At 72.9% G+C, this 22,688-nt stretch carries 18 protein-coding genes; 4 read left to right on the forward strand and 14 right to left on the reverse strand.

Translation table 11 applies throughout. The annotated features are described in order from the left end of the window. Positions 1–114: 114 nt before the first annotated feature. The 3 genes from OG472_RS12845 to OG472_RS12855 all read right to left on the reverse strand — a co-directional run bounded on the left by OG472_RS12845 (position 115) and on the right by OG472_RS12855 (position 4,787). Complete coding sequence (locus OG472_RS12845; RefSeq protein WP_405941436.1) at positions 115–2,079, reverse strand: tetratricopeptide repeat protein; 1,965 nt, start codon at positions 2,077–2,079, stop codon at positions 115–117. 325 nt (positions 2,080–2,404) lie between these two features. Beyond that, positions 2,405–3,058 carry an NUDIX domain-containing protein gene (locus OG472_RS12850; protein ID WP_401608934.1) on the reverse strand — a complete coding sequence of 218 codons (654 nt, stop codon included), beginning with the start codon at positions 3,056–3,058 and terminating at the stop codon, positions 2,405–2,407. A 76-nt stretch (positions 3,059–3,134) separates the two neighbouring features. Next, the gene (locus OG472_RS12855) at positions 3,135–4,787 is read right to left on the reverse strand and encodes a CTP synthase (protein WP_401608931.1); all 1,653 of its coding nucleotides are present in this window, start codon (positions 4,785–4,787) and stop codon (positions 3,135–3,137) included. A 472-nt stretch (positions 4,788–5,259) separates the two neighbouring features. On the opposite strand from OG472_RS12855, the gene OG472_RS12860 reads away from it, so the two are divergent. Together OG472_RS12860 and OG472_RS12865 are read left to right on the forward strand one after the other, a co-directional pair. Continuing rightward, positions 5,260–7,065 (forward strand): glycoside hydrolase family 15 protein, encoded by a 1,806-nt coding sequence (locus OG472_RS12860; RefSeq protein ID WP_401608929.1) that lies wholly within the window; start codon positions 5,260–5,262, stop codon positions 7,063–7,065. A 105-nt stretch (positions 7,066–7,170) separates the two neighbouring features. Beyond that, positions 7,171–8,553 (forward strand): FAD-binding protein, encoded by a 1,383-nt coding sequence (locus tag OG472_RS12865; RefSeq protein WP_401608926.1) that lies wholly within the window; start codon positions 7,171–7,173, stop codon positions 8,551–8,553. Positions 8,554–8,556: 3 nt separating this feature from the next. Here OG472_RS12865 and OG472_RS12870 read toward each other — a convergent pair whose 3' ends face one another. The 3 genes from OG472_RS12870 to OG472_RS12880 are packed head-to-tail and all read right to left on the reverse strand — an operon-like array spanning position 8,557 to position 11,795. Beyond that, the gene (locus tag OG472_RS12870; RefSeq protein WP_405941437.1) at positions 8,557–9,549 is read right to left on the reverse strand and encodes a flavin monoamine oxidase family protein; all 993 of its coding nucleotides are present in this window, start codon (positions 9,547–9,549) and stop codon (positions 8,557–8,559) included. Continuing rightward, positions 9,546–10,187, reverse strand: coding sequence for a flavin monoamine oxidase family protein (locus OG472_RS12875; RefSeq protein WP_405941438.1), 642 nt, complete (start codon positions 10,185–10,187; stop codon positions 9,546–9,548). The genes OG472_RS12870 and OG472_RS12875 overlap by 4 nt, the downstream gene beginning before the upstream one ends. Before the next feature lie 12 nt (positions 10,188–10,199). Next, a complete protein-coding gene (locus tag OG472_RS12880; protein ID WP_405829538.1) occupies positions 10,200–11,795 on the reverse strand; it encodes an APC family permease in 1,596 nt (531 codons plus the stop codon). 184 nt (positions 11,796–11,979) lie between these two features. Between OG472_RS12880 and OG472_RS12885 the strand changes: the two genes are divergently transcribed. Continuing rightward, positions 11,980–13,605, forward strand: coding sequence for a PucR family transcriptional regulator (locus OG472_RS12885; RefSeq protein ID WP_401608919.1), 1,626 nt, complete (start codon positions 11,980–11,982; stop codon positions 13,603–13,605). 404 nt (positions 13,606–14,009) lie between these two features. Here the strand turns inward: OG472_RS12885 and OG472_RS12890 are convergent, their stop codons facing one another. The 5 genes from OG472_RS12890 to OG472_RS12910 all read right to left on the reverse strand — a co-directional run bounded on the left by OG472_RS12890 (position 14,010) and on the right by OG472_RS12910 (position 19,229). Then, positions 14,010–15,137, reverse strand: a complete 1,128-nt coding sequence (locus OG472_RS12890) for a glycosyltransferase family 4 protein (protein ID WP_405941439.1) — start codon at positions 15,135–15,137, stop codon at positions 14,010–14,012. Positions 15,138–15,397: 260 nt separating this feature from the next. Beyond that, positions 15,398–17,122 (reverse strand): DNA repair protein RecN, encoded by a 1,725-nt coding sequence (gene recN / locus OG472_RS12895; RefSeq protein WP_401609659.1) that lies wholly within the window; start codon positions 17,120–17,122, stop codon positions 15,398–15,400. Positions 17,123–17,240: 118 nt separating this feature from the next. Beyond that, complete coding sequence (locus OG472_RS12900; RefSeq protein ID WP_361769205.1) at positions 17,241–18,149, reverse strand: NAD kinase; 909 nt, start codon at positions 18,147–18,149, stop codon at positions 17,241–17,243. Then, positions 18,146–18,961, reverse strand: coding sequence for a TlyA family RNA methyltransferase (locus OG472_RS12905; RefSeq protein ID WP_361769203.1), 816 nt, complete (start codon positions 18,959–18,961; stop codon positions 18,146–18,148). The genes OG472_RS12900 and OG472_RS12905 overlap by 4 nt, the downstream gene beginning before the upstream one ends. Positions 18,962–18,968: 7 nt before the next feature. After that, positions 18,969–19,229, reverse strand: a complete 261-nt coding sequence (locus OG472_RS12910; RefSeq protein WP_351588206.1) for a hypothetical protein — start codon at positions 19,227–19,229, stop codon at positions 18,969–18,971. A gap of 64 nt (positions 19,230–19,293) precedes the next feature. Between OG472_RS12910 and OG472_RS12915 the strand changes: the two genes are divergently transcribed. Beyond that, positions 19,294–19,641 (forward strand): SCP2 sterol-binding domain-containing protein, encoded by a 348-nt coding sequence (locus OG472_RS12915; RefSeq protein WP_401608913.1) that lies wholly within the window; start codon positions 19,294–19,296, stop codon positions 19,639–19,641. Positions 19,642–19,691: 50 nt separating this feature from the next. On the opposite strand, the gene OG472_RS12920 is transcribed toward OG472_RS12915, so the two are convergent. Genes OG472_RS12920 through OG472_RS12930 form a run of 3 tightly spaced genes read right to left on the reverse strand, consistent with a single transcriptional unit; the run spans position 19,692 to position 22,656 of the window. After that, positions 19,692–20,525 (reverse strand): ABC transporter ATP-binding protein, encoded by an 834-nt coding sequence (locus OG472_RS12920; RefSeq protein WP_405941440.1) that lies wholly within the window; start codon positions 20,523–20,525, stop codon positions 19,692–19,694. Next, positions 20,522–21,595 (reverse strand): FecCD family ABC transporter permease, encoded by a 1,074-nt coding sequence (locus OG472_RS12925; protein ID WP_405834854.1) that lies wholly within the window; start codon positions 21,593–21,595, stop codon positions 20,522–20,524. Before OG472_RS12925 ends, OG472_RS12920 begins: the two co-directional genes overlap by 4 nt. Positions 21,596–21,597: 2 nt before the next feature. After that, the gene (locus OG472_RS12930) at positions 21,598–22,656 is read right to left on the reverse strand and encodes a FecCD family ABC transporter permease (protein WP_405829544.1); all 1,059 of its coding nucleotides are present in this window, start codon (positions 22,654–22,656) and stop codon (positions 21,598–21,600) included. Positions 22,657–22,688 lie beyond the last annotated feature (32 nt).

The following is a 22,688-nucleotide window of genomic DNA, read 5'->3' on the forward strand; positions in this document are numbered from 1 at the left end:
CACTTCCATACATACCCGCCCACAAGAACGCGCAACGGGATGCACCACGGGATGTCGTGGTGAAGCCAGTCTAATGAAGGACGACGCGCTGTCTAGCCTTGCAAACAAATAATCTCAGTCGATATCACTGCGGATTTCGCAGGCGGCGGGGTCGTCTCCCAGCAATCTGTCGGCTGCGGAGCGGTGCAGCCTCGCCGCTGCGGGGTCGCCCAGCCGGTCGAGCGTGTCGGCCAGCCGGACCTGCAGCGCGGCCTGAAGCCGCTGGTCGCCGGCCCTGCGCGCGAGCTCCACCGCCTCCCGGCAGGTGTGCAGCGATTCCTCGGGCCGTCCCGCGTACTCCTGGACCCGCGCCATCTCGCTCAACGCCTTTGCCTGACCCGGCACATCGGCCAGCTTCCGGTAGCCCGCGGCGGCGGCCCGCCAGCTGCGCAGCGCGTCCCCGTACCGGCCCGCGTACGTGTGCACGTTCCCCAGCCGCCCGTACAGCCGGGCCTCGTCCGCGCGCTCCCCCCGCGCGAGGGCCTGGGAGAGCGCCCGGCCGAACCAGTCGGCGGCCCGGTGCCAGTCCGCCAGCTCCTGGTACGCACCGCCTACGGATTCCATCGCGCGGCCGGTCGCGTACGGGTCGTTCGCCGCCCTTCCGGCGTCCAGTGCGGCCCGGTAGCGCTCCAGGGCCTCCTGGGTCCGGCCGGTCTCGGCGTCCAGGTCGGCCAGGTTCAGCAGTGCGGCGGCCTGCTCCCGGTGCAGGTCCCGGCGCTCGGCCACGTCCAGGACCAGCCGGTGCAGCCCGTACAGCTCCGGGGCCGCCCCGGCGGTGCCCCGGTGCTCCGCCAGCGCTCGTACGAGGGCCGCGACCAGCCGGCGGGCCAGGGTGTCCAGCTCCCCGTCGGCCACGGCCAGGGAGGCCGCCGCGGCGAGCGCGGGCAGCCGGGTGTCCAGCCAGGTGGCGGCGGCCCGCCGGTCCGGGAACCGCAGGGCGCGCGGCAGGCCGTCCAGCACCTCCCGCACGTCCTCCTCGTCGGCCGCGGCCATGGCCCGGCAGGAGTGCAGCAGCCGTACGGTGCGCTCCAGCATCCGGGCCCGGGCCAGCTGGACCTCCGCCGGCCGCTCCTTGGCCTCCAGCAGGGCCTGCAGCAGGGGTGCGAGGCAGCCGGGCAGCAGGAACAGCCCGTCGTGGACCGGGTGTACGAGCCCCAGCCCGACGAAATCGTCCAGCGTGGCCTGGGCCGCGGCCACGGAGCAGCCGGCGAGGGCGGAGGCGGTGTGCGAGTCGACGAGGCCGGCAGGGGCCAGCGGGAGCAGCCGCAGGGTCCGCTGGGCGGGCTGCGGCAGGGACTCGTAGACGATCCGGAAGCACCGGGCGAGCGGGCCGCCGGTACTGGCCGGCATCTCGTGCAGCTGCTTGGCCACGTCGGAGACGGAGGCCTTGGGGTGGGCGGCGAGCCATCCGCCGACGAGGCCGAGCGCGGCGGGCTGGCCCCCGCACTCCTCGGCCAGGGTGTCGGCGGCCCGGGGGTCGGCGGTGACGCGGGTGTCGCCGATGTGCTGGGCGAGCAGCTCCACTGCGGAAGGCGTGTCGAGCCCGCCGAGGGTGCAGGGCCGCACGTCGGGGATCCCCGTGAGGGGCCCCTGGGCGGTGACCACGACGAGGCACTCGGGGGTGTCCGGGAGCAGGGCGTCGACCTGGTGCGGATCGGCGGCGTCGTCGACCAGGATGATCACCCGGCGGCCGTCGAGGGCGGTGCGCAGGGCGGAGCTCAGCTCGTCCTCGCCCGCGCCGGGCGGGGTGGGCTGACCCAGCCCCTCCAGCAGGCCCCTGACCGCCCGCTCGGTGGCCACGGTCTCCCCGTTGGGGCGGGTGAGGCGGGTCCGGAGCACCCCGTCGGGATACTCGTCGGCGACCTCGCGGACGAACTCCTCGGCGAGGGCCGTCCGGCCCGAGCCCGGCCGCCCGGCGACGAGCAGCACCCTCGCCCGGGGCGCCTTGGCCTTCCGGCCCGAGAGGGTGTCGAGCCCGGTCCGCGCGATGTCCTCGCGCAGCTCCTTGAGCTCACGCCGCCGCCCGACGAAATCCGTCACGGATCCGCTCCTCTCCCTGCCTTCGGATGGCGAGCGTAGTTCACGCAGAGCGACGACCCGTGTGGAGCGCGGCGGGCAAATCCCCCAATCGGATCAGCAGATGGTCCCATTTTTCGACGCAGCGCTCGCACGCCTCGGCCCCGGCGGCCCTCCCCGGCTTCCCGCCGCTGCGCCGGACTCCGTCCGCCGTGCCTCGGGCGGGGCTTCGGGGCGTGCCCCGGGCCCCACCCGGACCCGCGCCTCAAGCGCCGGCGGGGCTGGATTTTCCAGCCCCGCCGGCGTTTGAGGCGATCTTTCAGCGGGGCTCGGTGGGCGGTCCCGCGGGCTACGCCTCGTACGGGCGGGCCGGCCACGGGGCCAGGGCCGGGCGGAGGGCTTCGATGCCGCCCTCGGAGGCCAGCGCGGCGGACAGGGCCAGGACCCCGGTCACCAGACCCGGATTGCCCAGCTCGCCCGCGAGGATCCCGCGCACCAGGTCCCCGAGGGGAACACGCGCGAGTTCCATGTCCGCTTCCTCGTCGGAGACCGCGTACCGCGCCCCCTCCGCCTCCGCGAGGCCCCGCGCCAGGAAGACCCGTACCGCCTCGTCCGATCCTCCCGGGGAGGTGAAGAAGTCGGCCAGGACCCGCCAGTCCTCCGCCTTGACGTGCGCCTCCTCGTACAGCTCCCGCTGGGCCGCGTGCAGCGGGTTCTCGCCCGCCACGTCCAGGAGCCCGGCCGGCAGCTCCCACAGCCGGTGCCGTACCGGGTGCCGGAACTGCCGCAGGACCAGTACCCGCTGCTGCTCGTCGAGGGCCAGCACGCACACCGAGCCGGGGTGCACCTGGTAGTCGCGGCGCACCACCGAACGGTCCGGCATACGGACCTGGTCCGACTTGACGGACGTCTTCGCGCCCTCGAACGGGGTGCGCGAGGCGACGACCTCCCACGACTCCGGTGTGTCCACGATGTCGTTGCCGATGTCGTTGCCCATGGCCATGGCCGATACCTTCCCGAGAACGCGACAGCCGGGGCACGATCCGTGCCCCGGCTGTCTACGTTATGCGGTCAGGCGCTCACTTCGCGGACTGCTGCCGCTCCACGGCCGCCTTGACCAGGCCCGCGAACAGCGGGTGCGGGCGCGTGGGGCGCGAACGCAGCTCCGGGTGGGCCTGGGTGGCCACCAGGTACGGGTGCACCTCGCGCGGGTACTCGACGTACTCGACGAGCTTGTTGTCCGGGGAGGTGCCGGAGAAGACCAGACCGGCCTTCTTCTCCAGCTCGCCGCGGTAGGAGTTGTTGACCTCGTAGCGGTGGCGGTGGCGCTCGTCCACGTACGCCTGGTCGCCGTAGACCTCGCGCACGATGGAGCCCTCGGCGAGCTTCGCCGGGTACATGCCCAGACGCATGGTGCCGCCCAGGTCGCCCGCGCCCTCGACGAAGGCCAGCTGCTCCTCCATGGTCGAGATGACCGGGTGCGGGGTGGAGGCGTCGAACTCGGTGGAGTTCGCGTCCTCGATGCCCGCGAGGTTCCGCGCGGCCTCGATGACCACGCACTGCAGGCCCAGGCACAGGCCGAGCAGCGGGATCTTGTTCTCGCGGGCGTAGGTGATCGCGCCGACCTTGCCGTTGACACCGCGGTCGCCGAAGCCGCCGGGCACGCAGATCGCGTCCACGTCGGCCAGCTGCGCCGCGGCGCCCGCCGGGGTCTTGCAGTCGTCGGAGGTGACCCACTTGATCTGGACCCGGGCCTTGTTGGCGAAACCGCCGGCGCGCAGCGCCTCGGTCACCGACAGGTAGGCGTCGGGCAGGTCGATGTACTTGCCGACGAGCGCGACCTTGACCTCGTGGTCGGGGTTGTGGACGCGGTCCAGCAGGTCCTCCCACACCGTCCAGTCGACGTCGCGGAAGGGCAGGTCGAGCTTGCGCACGACGTACGCGTCGAGGCCCTCGGTGTGCAGCACCTTCGGGATGTCGTAGATCGACTTGGCGTCGATGGCCGCGACCACGGCCGCCTCGTCCACGTCGCACATCAGCGAGATCTTGCGCTTGATCGAGGTCGGGACCTCGCGGTCGGCGCGCAGCACGATCGCGTCGGGCTGGATGCCGATGTTGCGCAGGGCCGCGACCGAGTGCTGGGTCGGCTTGGTCTTGAGCTCGCCGGAGGGGCCGATGTAGGGCAGCAGCGAGATGTGCACGACGAAGACGTTGTCGCGGCCGACCTCGTGGCGGACCTGGCGGACGGTCTCCAGGAACGGCAGCGACTCGATGTCGCCGACGGTGCCGCCGACCTCGGTGATGACGACGTCGACGTCCTCGGTCGCCATGCGGCGGATGCGGTGCTTGATCTCGTTGGTGATGTGCGGGATGACCTGCACGGTGTCACCGAGGTACTCGCCGCGCCGCTCCTTGGCGATGACCTGCGAGTAGACCTGGCCGGTGGTGACGTTGGCCGAGCCGTCGAGGTCGACGTCGAGGAAGCGCTCGTAGTGGCCGATGTCCAGGTCGGTCTCGGCGCCGTCGTTGGTGACGAACACCTCGCCGTGCTGGAACGGGTTCATGGTGCCGGGGTCGACGTTCAGGTACGGGTCGAGCTTCTGCATCGTGACCCGAAGACCGCGCGCCTTCAGCAGCGCACCCAGGCTGGAGGCCGTCAGGCCCTTGCCGAGGGAGGAAGCGACACCCCCGGTGACGAAGATGTGCTTGGTCGTCATGGATTTGGGCGGCATCGCCAAGAGGGGGCTCCCGTGGTCGCGAGGTGAGGTGCGTCCGGCGCCGGCCACCGTCGATCCGGAAGGGTCTCAGGGGGCGCCGAAGCTGCGGTTTCGGGGCTCCTGATTCGCACAGGCAGACCACCGGTCCACGGGGTACCAGCCTATCAGCGCCCGGGCCGGTCCGCCTCCGGCCACGCGGCGTCAGCGGCTGGTAGCAGGGCGCCGAAGTGCGCCGGGGCCGCGCGGAGCCTCCTCACCCGTTCGGCCCATCCCCATTCTTCCGCGGCTTAAGGAGATCACTAGGGTGCCGTCATATCCTGCTCGGATATCGCACACATCACCGCCGGGCAGTCCGTCAGACGGCCTAACCGAGCCGATATACGGAATCATGGGCTCAACGCGGGGATCCCCACCCACAGGTGACCGCGCAACCGCGCAATGCAAGCGCCCTTCGGGGCGGACGTGGCCGTTCGACTGGAGATGCAACGTGTCCGGGCGCATCGAGGATTACGCACTGATCGGGGACATGCAGACCGCGGCGCTGGTCTGCCGGGACGGAGCGGTGGACTGGCTCTGCCTGCCCCGCTTCGACTCCCATGCCGTGTTCGCGAGCATTCTCGGCACCGAGGATCACGGGTTCTGGCGGATCGGCCCGGCGTATCCGGCCGGCTCCGAGGCCCCGCGTGCCGACCGCCGCCGCTACCGCGGTGACTCGCTGGTGCTGGAGTCGGAGTGGGACACGCCCCGCGGAAAGGTGCGCGTGATCGACTTCATGCCGCCCCGCGAGGACCACGCTCCGCAGCTCATCCGCATCGTGGAGGGCATCAGCGGCCGCGTCCCGATGCGCTCGGCGCTGCGGATGCGGTTCAGCTACGGGCGGGTCGTGCCCTGGGTGCACAAGGTCGACGGGCGCACCGTCGCCGTCGCCGGCCCCGACTCGGTGTGGCTGGACACCGAGGCCCAGACGTACGGCAAGGACCTGACGACGTACTCCGACTTCACCGTCGGACCCGGCGACCGGATGGCCTTCAGCATCAGCTGGCAGCCCTCGCACAAGGGCGCGCCGGAGCTCCCCGACGCCGGGGCGGCCCTGGAGTCGACCACCGACTTCTGGCGCGAGTGGGTCGACCAGTGCACGTACCACGGGCCCTACCGGGAGGCCGTGGTCCGCTCCCTGATCACCCTCAAGGCCCTCACGTACGCCCCCACGGGCGGGATCGTCGCCGCGCCGACCACTTCCCTGCCCGAGGAGATCGGCGGCGTCCGCAACTGGGACTACCGCTACACCTGGCTGCGCGACGCGGCCATCACCCTCTCCTCGCTGCTGCGCACCGGCTACCGCGAGGAGGCCCGCGCCTGGCGCGAGTGGCTGCTGCGCGCGGTGGCCGGCGACCCGGAGAACCTGCAGATCATGTACGGGATCGCGGGCGAGCGGGAGCTCGGTGAGACCGAGCTGGACTGGCTGCCCGGCTACGAGAACTCCCGCCCGGTCCGCGTCGGCAACGGCGCCGCGGGCCAGCTCCAGCTCGACGTCTACGGCGAGGTCACCGAGGCCCTGCACCTGGGCCACATGACGGGCCTCGCCCGCAGCGACTACGCCTCGCTGCTCCAGCTCAAGCTGATCCGCTACCTGGAGACCCACTGGGACCAGCCGGACGAGGGCATCTGGGAGGTGCGCGGCCCGCGCCGCCACTTCGTGCACTCGAAGGTGATGGCCTGGGTGGCCGTGGACCGCACGATCAAGCTGATCGAGAGCGGCGACGCGGACGGGCCGCTGGAGCGGTGGCGCGAGCTGCGCGACGAGATCCACCAGGACGTGTGCGAGAAGGGCTACGACAAGGAGCGCAACACCTTCACCCAGTCGTACGGGTCGAAGGAGCTGGACGCCTCCCTGCTGCTGATTCCGCAGATGGGCTTCCTGCCGCCGGACGACAAGCGGGTCATCGGCACCATCGAGGCGATCCAGCGCGAGCTGTCCACGCCCGACGGTTTCATCCTGCGCTACCCGACGGCGGGCGACGAGGCCGGCGTGGACGGCCTGGAGGGCGACGAGGGGGCCTTCCTGGCCTGCTCGTTCTGGATGGCCGACGACCTGGCGATGATCGGCCGGGTCGACGAGGCGCGCCGGCTGTTCGAGCGGCTGCTGTCGCTCCGCAACGACCTGGGTCTGCTGGCGGAGGAGTGGGATCCGCGACTCCAGCGGCAGGTGGGGAACTTCCCGCAGGCCTTCAGCCACGTTCCGCTGATCGACACGGCGCTGCGGCTGACGGCGAGCGGGGCCTACGGAGGCTAGCGCCCGGGCGACTCGCCGGGGGCGCGGATATTTCTCGCCGCGCCCCGGTGATCGTCCGCGCCTACGCTGGAAGGGTCCTATGCCCTCCTGTGGAAGGGGGCGGCCATGGCTCCCCTCTCGAAGGCGGGCGCGGCCCTGACCGCGCTCCGCGAGGATCTGTCCGGTGCGGTGTTCACCCCGGAGGACCCGGGGTACGACGAGGCCCGGACGGTCTTCAACGCGATGATCGACCGCAGGCCCGCCGTCATCGCCCAGTGCGAGAGCGCGGAGGACGTGGTGACCGCCGTGCGTTTCGCCAGGAGCCTGGACCTGAACGTCGCCGTGCGCGGCGGCGGGCACAGCGTGGCCGGCATGTCCCTCAACGACGGCGGTCTCGTCGTGGACCTGCGGCGGATGCACGAGGTGACGGTCCACCCGGCGGCCAGGGCCGCGCACGTCGAGGGCGGGGCCACGATGAGCCACCTGGACCGGGCCTGCCAGCCGTACGCGCTGGCGACCACCGGCGGCCGGGCCTCCACCACCGGCGTCGGCGGCTTCGTGCTGGGCGGCGGAACCGGCTGGCTGGACCGGAGGTTCGGCCTGGCGGTGGACAACCTGCTGGGCGTGGACCTGGTCACCGCGGACGGCGAGCTGCTGCACGCGACCGCCGAGGACCACCCCGAGCTGTTCTGGGGGCTGCACGGCGGCGGCGGGAACTTCGGCATCGCCACCTCGCTGACCCTGCGCCTGCACGAACTGCCGCACATGTCGATCGCGTTCGTGCTGTACCTGCCGGAGCGCGGGCCCGAGGTGGTCCGCGCGTTCCGTGAGGTCATCGAGGCCGGACCGCCGGAGGCCTCCGGCGCCGCCCTCTACGTGACCGGCCCGCCCGAGGAGTTCGTGCCCCCGCACCTGGTCGGCCTGCTGCTGGCCGGGGCGCTGCTGACGTACGCGGGCCCGGAGGAGGAGATGCGCGAGCTGGCGCGGCCGCTGCTGGCGATCCCCCACGAGTCCGAGATCGTCACGGCCATCCCGTACGCCGACCTCCAGTGCATGATCGACGACCCGCCGGGCATGCGGAACTACTGGTCGGCGGAGTACCTCACCGGCATCCCCGACGAGTTCGTCGACGTCTTCTGCGCCCGCGCCGAGTCCATGCCCGTGCCGACCGGCACCCAGCACCTGGTCTTCCCGCAGGGCGGCGCCATCGCCTCCGGCCCGGCCGACTACCCGGTGCCGTACCGCGACGCGCCCTGGGCGGTGCACCCGTTCGGGATCTGGGAGGACGCGGCCGACGACGAGAGGTGCCGGCAGTGGGTCAAGGACGTCCGGTCCGATTCCGAGCCCTGGAGCACCGGCGCGGTGTACCTGAACTTCATCGGGAACGAGGGCTCGGAACGGGTGGTGTCCGGTCTCGGCGGCGAGAGCATGCAGCGGCTGGGCGCTCTGAAGCGGCAGTACGATCCGGACAACGTCTTCCGCTTCAACCACAACATCCGGCCGGCCTGAGGCTCACGTGAGGGTGGCGATCACCTCCCGCGCCGCCCGCTCGCCCTCGGTGGCGCCGCCTTCCATGAAGCCCTGGAAGTCGTAGCTGCAGTGCTCGCCGCCGATGTGGATGTTTCCCTGTGCGGTGCCCTCGTACTTGGCGTAGCGGTGCAGGTACCCGGTGGGCCAGTACGAGTACGCGCCGAGCGCGTACGGGTTGCGGTGCCAGGCGGAGAGCTGGGCCTTGCCGGTCCAGACGGCCTTGGTGCCCGGGTAGAAGGCGTCGATGCCGGTCAGCATGCGGCCGGCGAGGTTGCGTACGTACGGGTCGGCCTCGGTGGCGAAGGGGGTCGCGGGGGTGAGCGACCCGGCGAGGGTGCCGCCGCCGTACTGGAGCAGGATGCCGCCGGTGCCGGGCTGGACCTTGGTGGTGTCCCAGGTCTGCTGGACGTCGGAGTCGGTGAAGCAGTCGCCGGCGGAGACGCCGGGCCAGGGGCCGGTGCCGCGCCAGGGGCGGGCGGTGAACTGCATGTTGAGCTTGGTGCAGTAGCCCATCCGGGCGTCGCGCAGGAGGTTGCGCATGAGCGGGTCGAAGCCGGCCTGCGAGGTGTCGATGCGCTGGAGGATCGGCAGGGGCAGGCACAGGACGGTGTGGTCGGCGACGGTGGTGCGCACGGATCCGGAGTCGTTGAAGGTCAGCGTCTGGGTGCCGTCGGCGTTGGCCCGTACGGCGACCAGCTCACGGCCCATCACGATCGAGCCGGCGGGCAGGGCGGCGGCGATGGCGTTCGGCAGCCGGTCGTTGCCGCCGGTGATGTGGTAGCGCTCGTTGGACAGGCCCCAGACGTTGAAGTTGCCCGGGTTGGGCTGGTAGCCCATCAGCAGGACGAGGGCGAGCGCGGACTGCTGATTGGTGTCGGCGCCGTACTCGACGTTGTAGGCCACGTCGATGAAGCGGCCGAGCTGCGAGCCGTGGCCGCCGGGGATCCGGCTCTCGATCCACTCGTACAGGGTCATGTTGTCGAGGGCGGTGCCGGCGGGGGTGCTGGAGTTCCAGGAGACCTCCCCGGCGTCGGAGAGGTCCCGGTGCAGGGCTTGGTAGACGGCCTTGAAGTCCTCGTCGGCCTGGGTGCGGGGTAGTACTCCCCGTTGAACCAGAGCACCTCCTCCGCCCCGTTGGGGCCGCCGCCGAGGAAGTCCTCGGTGGGCAGGTTGAAGCGGCGGCACAGCGCCAGGATCTTCTTGTGGCTGGTGTCGATCAGCTCGCCGCCGATCTCGGAGGTCTGTCCGTACGCCCAGTGGCCGCGCTGGGTCCACATCCGGCCGCCGACGCGGCTCGGGTCGGCCTCGTACACGGTGCAGTCGATGCCCGCGTCCCTGAGGGTGAGGGCGGCGGTCAGCCCGGAGATGCCGGCGCCGACGACGGCGACGCGGGCCGGGGAGACGGGCTTCTTGTCGGGGGTGGCCTCGGCGGCGTGGGCGGCCCCGGCCGCGGAGCCGGCGAGGGCGGCGCCGAGGCCGAGGGCGGCGGCGCGGCCGAGGAGTTCACGGCGGGTGGATCCGCGGACCTCGGCGGCGGGCATGCCGAGGCGCGCTGCTGCGGCGTGCTCGGCGGCGAGGCGGCGCAGGGCGTGCATGAGGGGCGTACGGGCCATGGCGGTGGCTCCTCAGATGTTCGCGGAAGCGGAGTGGGAGGAGGCGTCGCCCTGACCGGGCACGACGCTCGGGTTCGGCTGGCCGTCGGTGTCGCCGGGCACGTCTCCGGGGCGCTCGGCGGCGTCCTCCAGGACGATCCGGCCGATGATCTCGTAGCGCGCGGGGGCCTTCGCCTTGAGCCAGAAGCCGAGGCCGAGGCCGCCGAGGAAGACCGCGCCGACGATCCACGGGATCAGCTTGAAGAAGATCGATCCGGCGGCGCTGCCGGCCGCGGTCTCCATGTTGAGGACGAGCAGGACCACGACGGCCGTCATCCCGATCCCGCCGAGCAGCGGGGCGGTGAAGGTCTTGAACCAGTGCCGGTCCTCGGGGTGGTTCTTGCGGAAGTAGCCGATGACGGCGAAGGAGCACAGCGTCTGGACGATCAGGATCGCCATCGTGCCGAGGATCGCGAGCAGCGTGTAGAGGTGCAGGTACGGGTCCTGCCCGGTGGCCCAGAAGCCGGCGACGAGCGCGGTGGCGATGGCGGTCTGCACGACCGAGGCCACGTACGGGGAGCCGTGCTTGGGGTGGGTGTGGCCGAGCTTCGGCGACAGGAAGCCCTCGCGGCCGATGGCGTAGAGGTAGCGGGCGGCGCACTGGTGGAAGGCCATGCCGCAGGCGAAGGAGCCGGTGAGCAGCAGCCATTGGAAGGCGTCCACGGCCCAGGCGCCGATGAAGGTCCGGGTGGGGGCGAAGAACAGGTCGAGGGGGCTGGCGGAGGCGGACAGCTCGACGGACTCGGCCAGGCCGTTGCCCGCGATGGTCATCCAGGAGACGTAGATGTAGAAGAGGCCGACGCCGACGACGGAGATGAGGGTGGCCTTGGGGATGACCCGCTTGGGGTCGCGGGACTCCTCGCCGTACATGGCGGTGGACTCGAAGCCGACCCAGGACCAGAAGGCGAAGAAGAGGCCGAGGCCGGCGGAGGTGCCGGTGAAGGCGTTCTTCGGGTTGACGGGTTCGAGCGGGATCCCCTCCGGTCCGCCGCCGGCGATCAGCACGGCGGTGGCCACGGCGAAGAGCACGGCGATCTCGGCGACGAGCATCACGCCGAGCGCCTTGGCGGTGAGGTTGATGTCGAAGTGCGCGAGGGCGGCGGTGACGGCCAGCATGGCGGCCGCGTAGACGATCCAGGGCAGGTCCACGCCCAGCTGGTCGTGGACGGTGGTCTTCGTGAAGTAGGAGAACACGCCGACGATCGAGGCCTCGAAGACGATGTAGGCGAGGACGGCGAGCATGCCGGAGGCCATGCCCGCGATCCGGCCGAGGCCGTGCGAGATGTATCCGTAGAAGGCCCCTGCGGCGGTGATCCGCTTGGCCATGGCCACGTAGCCGACCGCGAAGACGGTCAGGACGAGGGTGGCGAAGAGGTATCCGGCCGGGGCTCCGGTGCCGTTGCCGAAGCCGACGGCGATGGGCAGGTTGCCCGTCATGGCGGTGATCGGGGCGGCGGTGGCGACGGCCATGAAGACGACGCCGACGAGGCCGACCGAGTTGGCCTTGAGTCGCTGCACCTGTGGAGCCGCGGGCGTCCGGGATGCCCCGCTGGTCGTGCCTCTGCTCATGGCGTCCTCTTCCTGTGTCGGGAGGCCGCAACTCTCCACTTGGGTGACGCAGACCACAATCGGCACGCGGTCCGATAATCGCCTTACGGAGAAGACGAGTTGTCGGTCCAGAAGAGGGGCAGATCGGGCTTTGTAACCGCCAGGTGATGTCCTCGGCACATGCGGCCGGGTAGCGTCCCGCGATATGGACAACCAGGGCGGGATCACGGTTCAGCGGGCACTGGAGCTGCCGGGACTGCGCAGCGGGCTGCCCGAGGTGGTCGCCTGCGCCGACCGGCTGGGCCGCACCGTCCGCTGGGTCCACGCGGGCGAGGTCCCGAACATCGCCTCCCTCCTCAAGGGCGGCGAGCTGCTGCTGACCACCGGTCTCGGCCTGGGCACCCGGCCCGCCGAGCAGCGTGCCTTCGTACGCCGCCTCGCGGACCGCGGGATCGCCGCGCTGGTGGTCGAGCTGGGACCCCGCTTCACCCGGCTGCCGGCGACGATCGTGGAGACCGCGCGCACGGCGGGGCTGCCCCTGGTCCAGCTCCACCGGGAGGTCCCCTTCGTCACCGTCACGGAGGAGGTCCACACCGAGATCGTCAACCACCACTACGCGCTCCTGCAGCGGGCCGAGGAGGTCCACCGGCGCTGCACGGAAGCCCTGTTGGGCGGCGGGGGCATCCCGCAGGTGCTGCGCATCCTGGCCGACTTCACCGGGAACCCGGTCTTCCTGGAGACCCCCGACGGGCAGCTGCTGTACGCGGCGGGCAGCGCGGCCGGGGACGCGGGCGCCGACCCGCTCCAGGTGTGGGAGGGCCTGCGGGGCCAGCGCGAGGCCGAGCCGTCGGCGAACACCGTGGTGGTCGACGTACCGGGCGGGGGCCACGGCACGGGATCGGTCCGGGCCCGCGTCGTCCTGGTCGGGGTCTCGGCGCCGCTGCTGCCGGTGCACCGGATGGCGGCCGAGCGCACGGCCGGCGTGCTCGCCGTCGTGCTGATGCAGGCACGGCAGGAGGAGGAACTGGCGGCGCGCGGCCGCGGCGACTTCCTGACGGACCTGGCCGAGGGCCGCATCTCCGCGGAGGACGCCCCGGCGCAGGCCCGTGTCCTGGGCTTCAAGCCGGGCGCGGGACCGCTGCTGCCGGTGGTCATGCGGCTCTCCTCGGACGTCGGCCCGTCCGGGAACTGGGCCGTCCTGGCCCGCGCGGTCCTCGAGGAGCTCTCGTCCGTCGGAGTACCGGTCCTGCTGGGCGTCCGACCGGTCGAGGGCCGGGTCCCCCTCCTCGTGTCCCTCCGGGCGGAGTCGGAGCGCACGGCGGTGGCGGACCGGGTCTCGGCCGCGCTGCGGGCGGGCGTCGAACGCGCGGGCCTGGACCGCGCCGCCGCGCCGCCGGCCGTGGTCGTCGGCGTCGCGGGCGGCTGGGCGGCCGCCTCGGCGGGGCTGCGCCATGCCGCGGAGACCGCCACCGCGGCCCACGGCCTGCCGGCCCGGCCCTGGTACGACGCGCAGCGGCTGGACATCGACCTGCTCCTGTGGCGGCTGCGCGAACACCCCGACCTGGCGGCCTTCGTGGACCGGGCGATCGGCCCGCTCCGCACCCACGACACCACGTCCCGGCCCCCGCTCCTCCCCACCCTGGAGACGTACCTGGCCCACGCGGGCCGCAAGGCGGAGACGGCCCGCGAGCTCCACCTCAACCGCCAGACCCTCTACAACCGCCTGGCCCGGATCTCGGAACTCCTGGGCACGGACCTGGACGACCCGGAGACGGTCCTCTCCCTGAGCCTGGCCCTCCGCGCCCGCCGCCACACCCCGACTCCTTCTTGACGCCCTCCTCGCACCGCTCGGCGCTGGCGCGCCTCCCGGGCTTCGGACGGCTGCGCCGGACTCCGTCCGCCGATGCCTGGGCGGCGCCTACAGGCGGCCCTGCGGGGCTGTCGCCTACCCGCCCTTCCACCGTTCCCCGGGCTCTGCCCGGACCCGGTCCTCAAACGCCGGACGGGCTGAAAGATCCAGCCCCGCCGGGCAATTCCAGCCCCGCCGACGCTTGAGGCGCGGGGTCCAGGGCTGAGCCCCGATCTTCCGGCCTCGCCGGGCAATTCCAGCCCCGCCGGCGTTTGAGGCGCGGGGTTCGGGGCGGAGCCCCGGTCTTTGAGCCTCGCCGGCGCTTGAGGCGCGGGGGCTCGGGGGCGGAGCCCCTGCAGGCCGCCCCCTGCGGCCCCGCCGGGAGGCTACCGGCGGCGTTCCATCAGTTCGTCGTAGACGGACAGGACCTGCGCGACGGTGTCGTCCTCGGACGGCCACGTCGCCGCCTGCACCCGCCCCGCCGCGGCCAGCGCATCCCGCCGCTCCGGATCCGCCAGCAGGCCGGTCACGGCCGACGCGAGCGCCGCCGCATCCCCCGGCGGGACCAGCACCGCGCCCTCCCCCACCAGTTCGGGCACGCCCCCCACCGCCGTGGCCACCAGCGGCACGCCCACCCGCAGCGCCTCCTGCGCCAGCAGGGCCCGCGCCTCGCGCCGGCTCGGCAGTACCGCCAGGTCCGCCGCCGCCAGCAGCTGCGCCGCGTCCCGGCGGCGCCCCAGCAGCCGTACCGGGAGCCCCTCGGCCTCGATCCGCCGCGACAGTTCGGCCCGTAGCGGCCCTTCGCCGGCGACGACCAGCAGCGGGGCCGGGTCCAGCGTCCGCCACTCCCGTGCCGCGTCGAGCAGCAGGGAGTATCCGCGGTGCGGGACCAGGCTTCCGACGGTGATCAGCAACGGCCGTCCGACCGCCCCCAGTTCCGCCCGCACCTTGCCCGGGTCCGCCGCGCCCCGGCCGTCCGGACCGTCCGGGTACGCCGGTACCGCCACCGGCGCCAGCCGCGCGTCCCGGGCGCCCCGCAGCCGTGCGAGGTCCACCAGGTCCGAGGAGGCGCCGAGGACCACGGCCGCGGCCCGTGCCACGTGCCGTTCCAGCATCCGGCTCAGCCGTCCCAGCGCGCCCGCGGCCGTCGGCCCGTCGCCGTGCCAGCTCACCACCAGCGGCACCCGGCGTCCCCGTATGGCCAGCGCGGCGCGCATCGCGGCGCGCACGCCGTGCGCGTGCACGACGTCCGCTCCGGCGCACGCGGCCCGCAGCACGCTCACCGCGTCGGGTGCGAACTGCGCTCCGGCGCCGGTGAAGTCGTACTCCCCCTCGGCCTGGACGGGCGCACACACCGTGACCCGTACGCCGCGCGCGGCGAGCCCGGTCGCGAGCGACCGTACGTGCGCACAGCTGCCCGCGCCCGCGCCGTCGCCGAGGACCTGGACGGTGCGGAGCGGCTGGCGCCCATAGGGCTGTGCCGGGAGGGAGGTGGAGACCGGGGAGCTGCTCACGGGCCGAAGCTCCAGGGTGTGGGAGTCAGAGACGTCGCCAAGGATGCCAGTCCGCACGCGCGTTCCGGGACCATACGGGTGCGGATCCCGTACGAGATACCGCCGGACACCCCCCAGCCTCACCCACACGGCCTAGCACCGCGTCACCCCGGCGCTGCCCGCGAAGGGGCCGCAACGGCCCGGAAACGGCCGCGGACACGGCGCAGGGCCCGCCGCGCGTGCGCGCCGGGCCTGCTGCATCCGTGTCGCCTGGAGCCGGTTCACGCGTCCGCGCGCGCCGCCGCCAGCAGTTCCTCGGCGTGTGCCCGGGCGGAGACCGAGTCCTCGTGCCCCGCCAGCATGCGCGACAGCTCGCGGATCCGGTCCTCGCCCTCGAGGATGGTGACCCCGCTCCTGGTGACGGACCCGTCGTTGGTCTTCTCGACGAGCAGCTGGCGGTCCGCGAAGGCCGCCACCTGCGGCAGGTGCGTGACGACCACGACCTGAGCCGTCTTGGCGAGCTTCGCGAGGCGCCGGCCCACCTCGACCGCCGCCTTGCCGCCGACTCCCGCGTCGACCTCGTCGAAGAGGTAGGTCGGCACGGGGTCGGAGCCGGCGAAGACGACCTCCACGGCGAGCATCACCCGGGACAGCTCACCGCCCGAGGCGCCCTTGGCGATCGGCCGCGGCTGGGCGCCGGGGTGCGGGGCCAGCAGCAGTTCGACCTCGTCCGCGCCGGAAGGGCCGTAGGCGACCGGGCGGCCGTCCACGTCCACTCCTTCGGGGTCCTCGGCCTGCCGGACGTCGATCGTCACCCGGGCGTGCGGCATCGCCAGCGAGGCCAGCTCCTCCGTCACGGCGGAGGCGAAGCGGGTCGCCGCCTCCACCCGGGCGTCCGTCAGCGCCTGGGCCAGCAGCGACAGTTCGGAGCGCAGCCCGTCGCGTTCGACGGTCAGCTCCGTGATCCGCTCGTCGTCGCCGTCCAGTTCGAGCAGCCGCGCCGCGCCCTGCTCGGCCCATTGCAGTACGGCGTCCACGGTGCCGTCGGAGCCGTACTTGCGGGTCAGCTGGGTCAGGGCCGCCCGTCGCTCCTCCACCGCGGCGAGCCGCAGCGGATCGGCATCCAGGTCGTCGGCGTAGCCCGCGAGCTCTCCGGCCACGTCGGACAGCAGGATGCCCAGCTCCCCGATCCGCTCGGCGAGCGCGCCGAGCGCCGGGTCGTGCGACCGTACGGATTCCAGGGCCCGGTGGGCGCCCGCGACGAGCATGTTCGCGTCGATGGCCTCCGGGTCCTCGGGATTGCCCGCGAGCGCGGCGTGCGCCTGCTGCGCCGCCGAGGCCAGCGATTCGGCGTGCCCGAGCCGCTCGGCCTCGGCCGCCAGCTCGGTGTCCTCGCCGGCCACCGGCTCCACGGCCGCGATCTCGTCCAGCCCGAAGCGCAGCAGGTCCGCCTCCTGGGCCCGTTCCCGGGCCCGGGTGGTGATCTCCTCCAGCTCGACGGCGACGGCGCGCAGCCTGCGGTAGGCGGAGCCGTACTTCTCCAGCGGGACGGCGACGGCGTCGCCGGCGTACCGGTCGAGCGCCTGCCGCTGCCGGGCCGGGCGCAGCAGCCCCTGCTGGTCGGTCTGCCCGTGTACGGCGACCAGGTCGTCCGCGAGCTCGCCGAGCAGGCCGACGGGCACGGAGCGGCCGCCGACGTGGGCGCGCGAGCGCCCCTCGGCGGACACGGTCCGGCTGATCAGCAGGGCGCCGTCGTCGAGCTCCGCCCCGGCCTCCTCGGCGCGTACGGCGGCGGGCGCGCCGGGGCGCATGACGATGCGGCCCTCGACGACCGCGGCCTTGGCCCCGATCCGCACCAGGGCCGGGTCGGCGCGACCGCCGAGCAGCAGCCCGAGGCTGGTGACGACCATCGTCTTGCCCGCGCCGGTCTCGCCGGTCACCGCGGTGAAACCGGGCGACAGCTCGACCACCGCGTCGTCGATGACCCCGAGCGACCGTATCCGCATCTCCTCAAGCACGGGACGACGATACCGAGGTTTCACCGGTGCCATGTGACGTCACCCGTCCCGAGTTCTCCGAACGGATGTGCTATTACGGGCGAAGGGCGACAGGCCGGGACACCCGCTAGTGGGGCGCCCCGCGCCAACCGGACACGGGCAGTGCGAACTTCGCGACGAGCCGGTCCGTGAAGGACGCGTGGTGCAGCCGGGCGAGCCGCACGGGCACCGCCCCGCGACGGACCTCCACACGGGCTCCGGACGGCAGCTCCAGCATGCGCCGGCCGTCGCACCACAGGACGCCGTGCGGGGTGCCGGCCTGCACCTCCACCGCCAGCACCGAGGTGGGCGAGGTCACCAGCGGCTTCGCGAACAGCGCGTGCGCGCTGATCGGCACCATCAGCAGCGCCTCCACCTCCGGCCAGACCACCGGCCCGCCCGCGGAGAAGGCGTAGGCCGTCGAGCCCGTCGGAGTCGCGCAGACGATCCCGTCACAGCCGAAGCCGGTCACCGGGCGCCCGTCGATCTCCAGGACCACCTCCAGCATCCGCTCCGGGGACACCTTCTGGACCGCGGCCTCGTTCAGCGCCCAGTCCCGGTGGACCACGTCCCCGTTCGTGCGCACGACCACGTCGAGGGTCATCCGCTCCTCGACCTCGTACGAGCGCGACACCACCCGGTCCACGACCTTGTCGAGGTCGTCGCGCTCGGCCTCGGCGAGGAACCCCACCCGGCCCAGGTTGACGCCCAGCATCGGCACCCCGGAGGCGCGCGCGAACTCCGCGCCCCGCAGCAGGGTCCCGTCGCCGCCCAGCACGATCAGCAGCTCACACCCGTCGAGCACCCCCGGGGTGGACTCGGTCACGAGCTCCACCTCGGGCGGCAGCGGCAGGTCCACCGCCTCGTGTGCGAAGACGCGTACGCCCAGACCGCAGCGCAGCAGCCCCTTCACGACCAGCTCGGCGCTGCGGATGGCCGCCGGCCGCCCGGTGTGCGCGAGCAGGAAGACGGTGCGTTCCCCCGTTGAATCTGTCACTGCGGCCCCTCCGCCACTGCACGGTCAACATCCGCCGGGTCGAGTGCCGGTGCCCCCGCCCGCAGCCACAGAAAGTACTCGACGTTGCCCGACGGCCCCGGCAGGGGACTCGCCGTCACGCCGACAACGCCCAGACCGAGCTTCGCCGCCTGCGCCGCGACCTCGCGCACGGCCTCCGCCCGGAGCTCCGGGCTGCGCACCACTCCGCCGCTGCCCAGCCGGTCCTTGCCGACCTCGAACTGCGGCTTGACCATCAGCACCAGGTCCGCGTCGGGCGCGCAGCACCGTACGAGCGCGGGCAGCACCAGCCCGATGGAGATGAAGGACAGGTCACCGACGACGAGGTCCACCGCGACTCCGTCGATCTGCTCGACCGTCAGCTCGCGCACGTTCGTCCGGTCCTTGACCGTCACCCGGTCGTCGCTCTGCAGCGACCAGGCGAGCTGCCCGTAGCCGACGTCGACGGCGACCACGTGGGCGACGCCCGCGCGCAGCAGCACGTCGGTGAACCCGCCCGTGGAGGCCCCGGCGTCCAGCGCGCGGCGGCCCTCCACGCGCAGCCCCTGCGGCTGGAAGGCCGCCAGGGCGCCCGCGAGCTTGTGGCCGCCCCGCGAGACGTAGTCGGGATCGCTGTCGTCCTTGAGGACGACCAGAGCCGCGCTCGTCTCGACCTGGGTGGCGGCCTTGGTCGCGGTGGTGCCGCCCACGGTCACCCGGCCCGCGGCGATCAGCTGCGCGGCGTGCTCGCGCGAGCGGGCCATGCTGCGGCGTACCAGTTCGGCGTCCAGGCGGCGGCGTGCCACTCCTGCCACGTTCGGTTCAGCTCCTGTTTTCGTACGGACCAGGGACGGGCGGTGCGTCCAGCGCGGTCAGCGCCTCGCGCAGCCCCCTGTGGACATCCTCGTACACCTCGACGTGTCCGTCCGCCGCGAGGTGGTCCGCGTCCGCCAGCCGCGCCAGGTGCGCGTCCACGCCGGCGTGTCCGGTGGGAGTGCGTACGACGCCCAGCGCCACGGGCCCCGCGGGCCCGGCGGAGGCTTCGCCGTCGGCTTCTGCTGCGCCCTGGGCTTCGTCGGTCATGCCCCGACGCTACCCCGAAGCGCCCCGCGACCACGCATGGCTCTGCGGTACGGTCGTGATCACGATGGCTACGATCCAGGAGTGCCGCGAAGCACTCGACACCCTCTCCGGCAATCTCGCCCGGGCCGACGGCGGCGTACGCGGCGCGGCCGCGCTCGACCGCTCCCTGAGCTGCCACATCACGGACCTCGACGAGACGTTCACGGGCCGCCTGGACGGAGGCCGCATCCGCGTGGACGCGGTCGCCCCCGGCCCGCCGGCCGCCAAGGCCGAGATCCGCCTCGCGATGACGGGCGACGACCTCCTCGCCATGGTCGCGGGCGAGCTCAAGTTCGCCAAGGCCTGGGCCTCCGGCCGGGTCAGACTGGAAGCCGGCTTCCGCGACCTCCTACGCCTCAAGAGCCTGCTCTAGGCAAGTTTCGAGGCGCGGGGCAGCGCCCCCGGCAACGGCGGGGGCACCCGCTACACCACGGCCTGAGCCCCCACACGGGACCGGCGCGCGGCGGGGATCACCAGCGGCGTCCCCGTCTCCGGGTCGTCGATGATCTGGCACTTCAGGCCGAACACCTGCTCCACCAGCTCCGCGGTGACCACCTCCGTCGGCGGCCCCTCCGCCACGACCTTCCCGCCCCGCATCGCGATCAGGTGCGTCGCGTAGCGGGCCGCGTGGTTCAGGTCGTGCAGCACCGCGACCAGCGTCCGCCCCTGGTTCTCGTGCAGCTCCGCGCACAGGTCCAGCACGTCGATCTGGTGCTGGATGTCCAGGTAGGTCGTCGGCTCGTCGAGCAGCAGCAGCGGCGTCTGCTGGGCCAGCGCCATCGCGATCCACACCCGCTGCCGCTGCCCGCCCGACAGCTCGTCGACGGCCCGGTCGGCGAGTTCGGCGACCCCGGTCGAGGCCATGGACTCGTTCACGACCCGCTCGTCCTCGGCCGACCACTGCCGCAGCAGCCCCTGGTGCGGGTACCGGCCGCGCGCGACCAGGTCGGCCACCGTGATGCCGTCCGGCGCGATCGAGGACTGCGGGAGCAGCCCGAGTGTCTTGGCGACCTTCTTCGCCGGCATCGACCCGATGACCTGCCCGTCCAGCAGCACCCGTCCGGCGGCCGGCTTCAGCATCCGCGACAGGGCCCGCAGCAGCGTGGACTTGCCGCAGGCGTTGGGGCCGACGATCACCGTGAAGGAGTTGTCGGGGATCTCCACCGACAGGTTCTCGGCGATGACCCGCTGGTCGTAGCCGAGCGTCACGTTCTCCGCGGTCAGCCGCTGCACTTGCGTACTCCTCATCAGGTTCATATACGTCCCGCCTTGCGCTCGGTGACGAGCAGCCAGAGCAGGTAGACACCGCCGACCAGCCCGGTCACCACGCCCACCGGCAACTGGTCGGCGCCGAAGGCGCGCTGCGAGGCCCAGTCGGACACCATCAGCAGCACCGAGCCCATCAGTGCGGCCGTCAGCAGGTTCCCGCCGGGCGAGCGGGTGAGCCGCCGGGCCAGCTGCGGCGCGGCCAGCGCGACGAAGCTGACGGGCCCGGCCGCCGCGCTCGCCGCGGTGGTGAGCAGGATCGCGGCGAGCATCAGCAGCAGCCGCGTCCGCTCGACCCGTACCCCGAGGGCGTACGCGGCGTCGTCGCCCATCTCCATCATCCGCAGGGCCCTGCCCTGCCCGAGGACGAGCGGGAAGAGCACCGCGCAGACCGCGAGCAGCGGCCACACCTGCGCCCAGTCGCGGCCGGCCAGCGAGCCGGTCAGCCAGACCGTGGCGCGGGTGGCCTCGATCATCTGGGCCTTCGTGATCAGGTACTGGATCACGGCGATGAGCATGGCGGAGGCGCCGATGCCGACCAGCACCAGCCGGTAGCCCTGGATGCCCTGCTTGTACGCCAGCAGGTAGACGGCGGCTCCGGCCAGCAGGCCGCCGGCCAGCGCGCCGACGGCCACCTCGTTGGCATCGCCCTTGAAGAGGATGATGACGACGAGCGCGCCGACCACGGAGCCGTAGCCGAAGCCGAGCAGGTCGGGCGAGCCGAGCGGATTGCGGGAGACCGACTGGAAGACCGCTCCGGCCATCCCGAGGGAGGCTCCGACGAGCAGGGCGACCAGGACCCGCGGCAGCCGCAGGTCGTTGACGATGAAGTCGTTGGCGGGGGTGCCGTTGCCCAGCAGGGTCTGGACGACGTCCCACGGTGCGATCTGGAAGTCGCCGGTGCCGATGAGCACGACGGCCAGCGCGAACGTCACGGCGGCGAGCAGGAGCCCGACGGCCAGCGCGCGCCCCTCGACGCGCAGCGAGATCCCGCCGGGCAGGTGCAGCGGACGGGGCCCGGACCGGCCCTTGCGAGAGGTGTCGTCCACGGTCGCGGTCACGGTCACAGCTGGGCCATCCTCTTGCGCCGAACCAGGTAGATGAAGACGGGTCCGCCGATGAGCGCGGTCACGACGCCGACCTGCAGTTCGGCGGGCCGGGTGACGACACGGCCGACGACGTCGGCGCCGAGCAGCAGGACGGGTGACAGGACGGCCGAGTACGCGAGCACCCAGCGCATGTCGGGACCGGTGAACGCCCGCACGAGGTGCGGGATCATCAGCCCGATGAAGACGATGGGCCCGCACGCGGCGGTCGCCGCACCGCACAGCAGGGTGATGGCGACCATGGCGCCGATCCGGGTCCGCGTCAGGTGCGCGCCGAGCGCCCGCGCCGTGTCGTCGCCCATGGCCATCGCGTTCAGCGGCCGGCCCAGCGACAGCGCGAGCACCGCGCCGACGAGCAGGAAGGGGGCCACCTGCCGGACGGTGTCCATGTTGGCCGAGGCCAGCGAACCCACCGTCCAGAAGCGGAGCTTGTCGAGCGCCTTGCTGTCCAAGAGCTGCACGGCGTTGATGTACCCGACCAGGGCCGCGCTGGCCGCCGTACCGGCGAGCGCGAGGCGTACCGGGGTCGCGCTGCGGCTGCCTCCGAGCACGTACACGACGACCGAGACGACGGCGGCGCCGAGGAAGGCCCACCACACGAACTCACGGATCGACGTCGCGCCGAAGAAGCTGATCGCGGAGACCACGGCGGCCGCGGCGCCGGCGTTGACGCCGAGGATGCCGGGCTCGGCCAGCGGGTTGCGGGTCAGCGCCTGCATCACCGCGCCGGACAGACCGAGGCCGAGGCCGACCAGCAGGCCGAGGAGCGTGCGCGGCACCCGCAGGTCCCGCACCACCACGTCGGAGGGCGTCCCCGCGTAGGCGAACAGGCCGTGCCAGACCTCGTCGAGCGGCATCTGCTTGGCGCCCACGGCGATGCTCACGACGGCGATCAGCGCCAGCACCGCGAGGGCGGCGAGCAGACCGGCGGCGCGCGCGGCATGGCGCGGGCGGGCGGCGGCGGCCCGTTCGGGCGCCGCGCTCGGTTCGGATTCGGGGGGACTCTCGACCAACACGCAGGTTAGGCTAACCTATCCTGCAGCCTGGC

The organism is Streptomyces sp. NBC_00207, from assembly GCF_045160965.1.
Classification (GTDB): Bacteria; Actinomycetota; Actinomycetes; order Streptomycetales; family Streptomycetaceae; genus Streptomyces.

Excerpts from the sequence above, each read along its gene's own strand:
- OG472_RS12850 (WP_401608934.1), bottom strand. The coding sequence starts at position 3,058 with ATGGCCATGGGCAACGACATCGGCAACGACATCGTGGACACACCGGAG.
- OG472_RS12855 (WP_401608931.1), bottom strand. The coding sequence starts at position 4,787 with ATGCCGCCCAAATCCATGACGACCAAGCACATCTTCGTCACCGGGGGT.
- OG472_RS12865 (WP_401608926.1), top strand. The coding sequence starts at position 7,171 with ATGGCTCCCCTCTCGAAGGCGGGCGCGGCCCTGACCGCGCTCCGCGAG.
- OG472_RS12870 (WP_405941437.1), bottom strand. The coding sequence starts at position 9,549 with ATGACCCTGTACGAGTGGATCGAGAGCCGGATCCCCGGCGGCCACGGC.
- OG472_RS12875 (WP_405941438.1), bottom strand. The coding sequence starts at position 10,187 with ATGGCCCGTACGCCCCTCATGCACGCCCTGCGCCGCCTCGCCGCCGAG.
- OG472_RS12880 (WP_405829538.1), bottom strand. The coding sequence starts at position 11,795 with ATGAGCAGAGGCACGACCAGCGGGGCATCCCGGACGCCCGCGGCTCCA.
- OG472_RS12885 (WP_401608919.1), top strand. The coding sequence starts at position 11,980 with ATGGACAACCAGGGCGGGATCACGGTTCAGCGGGCACTGGAGCTGCCG.
- recN (WP_401609659.1), bottom strand. The coding sequence starts at position 17,122 with ATGCGGATACGGTCGCTCGGGGTCATCGACGACGCGGTGGTCGAGCTG.
- OG472_RS12910 (WP_351588206.1), bottom strand. The coding sequence starts at position 19,229 with ATGACCGACGAAGCCCAGGGCGCAGCAGAAGCCGACGGCGAAGCCTCC.
- OG472_RS12915 (WP_401608913.1), top strand. The coding sequence starts at position 19,294 with ATGGCTACGATCCAGGAGTGCCGCGAAGCACTCGACACCCTCTCCGGC.
- OG472_RS12920 (WP_405941440.1), bottom strand. The coding sequence starts at position 20,525 with ATGAACCTGATGAGGAGTACGCAAGTGCAGCGGCTGACCGCGGAGAAC.